Annotated in this window: 4 protein-coding genes and 1 pseudogene; all 5 read right to left on the minus strand. The window is 70.2% G+C overall.

Annotation, left to right across the window (positions count from 1 at the left end; all coding sequences use genetic code 11):
• Positions 1-516 (minus strand): chromate transporter (locus HOQ08_RS05235; RefSeq protein ID WP_291192322.1); only part of this gene is annotated, 516 nt, incomplete at its 3' end.
• 1 nt (position 517) lies between these two features.
• Complete coding sequence (locus HOQ08_RS05240; protein WP_291192323.1) at positions 518-1,108, minus strand: chromate transporter; 591 nt, start codon at positions 1,106-1,108, stop codon at positions 518-520.
• A gap of 56 nt (positions 1,109-1,164) precedes the next feature.
• On the minus strand, positions 1,165-1,743 hold the full coding sequence (locus tag HOQ08_RS05245; RefSeq protein ID WP_291192324.1) for a GNAT family N-acetyltransferase: 579 nt from the start codon (positions 1,741-1,743) through the stop codon (positions 1,165-1,167).
• A 111-nt stretch (positions 1,744-1,854) separates the two neighbouring features.
• Positions 1,855-1,911: pseudogene (locus HOQ08_RS15245) on the minus strand (hypothetical protein); the annotation flags it as partial.
• Positions 1,893-2,033 (minus strand): hypothetical protein, encoded by a 141-nt coding sequence (locus HOQ08_RS05250; protein WP_291192325.1) that lies wholly within the window; start codon positions 2,031-2,033, stop codon positions 1,893-1,895. The gene HOQ08_RS05250 and the pseudogene HOQ08_RS15245, both read right to left, overlap by 19 nt.
• Positions 2,034-2,240 lie beyond the last annotated feature (207 nt).

Here is a 2,240-nt window from a genome sequence, read left to right on the forward strand (position 1 = left end):
GGTGCGCCAGACGATCACGGCGGTCACGGCCGCCACCAGCCAAAGCGTCCAGTCGCGAAGGTTGTAGGTGGCGCCCGTGGCCAGCACCCAGCCGGTGGCGATCAGCAGTGCCACCACGATGGGCGCCATGCCCTGCTTGAAGGCACGCACGCCGCGCAGGTCGCGGTTGCGGTGACCCCACTGGGCGGCCAGGTAGGTGAGGGTGGTGCTGGGCATCAGGATGCCGACCAGCGCCAGCACCACGCCCAGCGCGGCCAGGCCGAAGCCGCCGGCGTTCAGGCCCACGTTCCATCCCATCAGGGCGACGAACAGCACGTTGGGGCCGGGTGCTGCCTGCGCGATGGCGACGGAGGCACTGAATTGCGGGTCGGTGAGCCAGTGGCGCTCGTCGACCAGGTAGCGGTGCATGTCGGGCGCGGTGGCGATGGCGCCGCCGATCGACAGCAGCGACAGCATCATGTAGTGCGCGAACAGGGACAGCCAGTCGGCCGCCGTCATCACGATGGTGTGCGCCATGTCAGGGCTTCCCCAGCTTGTGCCACGTGAGCAGGCAGGACAGGCCGCCCAGGCCGGCCAGCACCCAGGCGAGCGGCAGGCGCAGCACCGCGATGGCGATGAAGGTGGCGATGCCGAACGCGATGCAGGCCGCCAGGCCCAGCGGATGCGTGCGCAGCGCCACCAGCAGCTTGAGCCCGGTGGCCGTGATCAGGCCCGCCGCCACCGCGCCCATGCCGCGCAGCGCGTTGGCCAGTTGCGGGTTGTCGGCGAAGTGCGAGTAGAGCAGGGCGAGCGTGATCACCACCACCAGCGGCGCCAGCAGGATGCCGGCCAGGGCCGCCATCGCGCCTCGCAGTCCGAAGTAGCGCCCGCCGATCATGAGCGACAGGTTCACGACGTTGGGCCCCGGCATGATCTGCGCGACGGCCCACTCCTCGACGAACTCGTCGCGGGTCATCCAGCGCTTGCGCTCCACCAGTTCGCGCTGCACCACCGCCAGCACGCCCCCGAATCCCTGCAACGCCAGCAGCGTCATCGAAACGAACAGGTCGGTGCACGATTGCGGCTGGTTCCGGCCGGTGCCCGGCGGTCCCGAAGGTGGCGGCGTCATGCGCCGATCATAGGCGGCTCATCCATGCGCGGCGGGTCAAGGACTCCGAACGCGCGTCAACACAATCGCAATTCCCAGGTTTCGCCGACTAGGTCCTGGCCGTACGCGTGCAGCGGTTCGCTGGACACGAGCTGGAATCCACGCGCGGCGTAGATGGCGCGGGCCGCCGCGAGCTGGCCATTGGTCCACAGCACCATCTTGCGGTAGTCCTTGGCGCGCGCGAACGTGATGCATTCGTCGACCAGTCGCCCGCCCAGGCCCAGGCCGCGCGCCTGCGCCGCCAGGATCAGCAGCCGCAGCTGGGCGACCGTGGCCGACTTGCGCACCACGAACACCGACCCGACGCGTTCGCCGTCGAGTTCGGCGATCCAGCCCTTCTCCCAGGCCGGATCGAAGCTGCGCAGGTAGCCTGCCGCCACCTCGGCGACCAGTGCCTCGAATTCGCTCGTGTAGCCGTACTCGCGGGCATAGACCTCGCCGTGCTGCTGCACCACCCAGCCCAGGTCGCCCGGCCGCGGATCACGCAGGATCACCGTGCGCGATCCGGCTGGCGCCGTGCCATCCAGCGCGTGCTGCACCGCCTGCATGGCGGCGATGACGCGATCGCGTTCGTCGTAGGGGAGGGGCGCGAGCATCGCGGCCGCCTCGTCGCGCGACCGCTGCTGCAGCGGCGCGAACGCTTCGTGCCCGGCCGGCGTCAGGCGCAGCAGGCTCTGGCGTGCGTCGGCGGGCGAGGGCGCGCGCTCGAGCCAGCCGCGCTGCTCGAAGCGGCGAAGGATGCGGCTCAGGTAGCCGGCATCCAGCCCGAGGTCGCGTCCGAGTTCGCTCGCGGATCGAGCACGCCGATGCGGCGCGTGTAGAAGCGGTTGAAGCCGCGCAGGGCCTTCACCTGCGCGGCGGCCACGGGCGGATGGGTTGCCGGCATCCTGCCATCGTCAAGCAATTGCTTGACGGCGTCAAGGATTCCGTTTCGGGTGGTGGTTCAGGCGTGCAGTGCGGAAGCCCGGCCCGTGGCGGCGAATGGCTGCCACACGTCCTCGGGCTGTGCGAGGCGGTGCGTCACGATCTCCAGCACCTGCGGATGCGTGGCCAGCTCCTCGTGCGGGATTCCGGCCAGTTCGATGTGCTCGCA

The sequence above is a fragment of the Frateuria sp. genome, assembly GCF_013362045.1.
GTDB lineage: Bacteria > Pseudomonadota > Gammaproteobacteria > Xanthomonadales > Rhodanobacteraceae > Frateuria_A.

Coding starts and splice junctions, on each gene's coding strand:
- HOQ08_RS05250 (WP_291192325.1), bottom strand. CDS start 2,033: ATGCCGGCAACCCATCCGCCCGTGGCCGCCGCGCAGGTGAAGGCCCTG.
- HOQ08_RS05240 (WP_291192323.1), bottom strand. CDS start 1,108: ATGACGCCGCCACCTTCGGGACCGCCGGGCACCGGCCGGAACCAGCCG.
- HOQ08_RS05245 (WP_291192324.1), bottom strand. CDS start 1,743: ATGCTCGCGCCCCTCCCCTACGACGAACGCGATCGCGTCATCGCCGCC.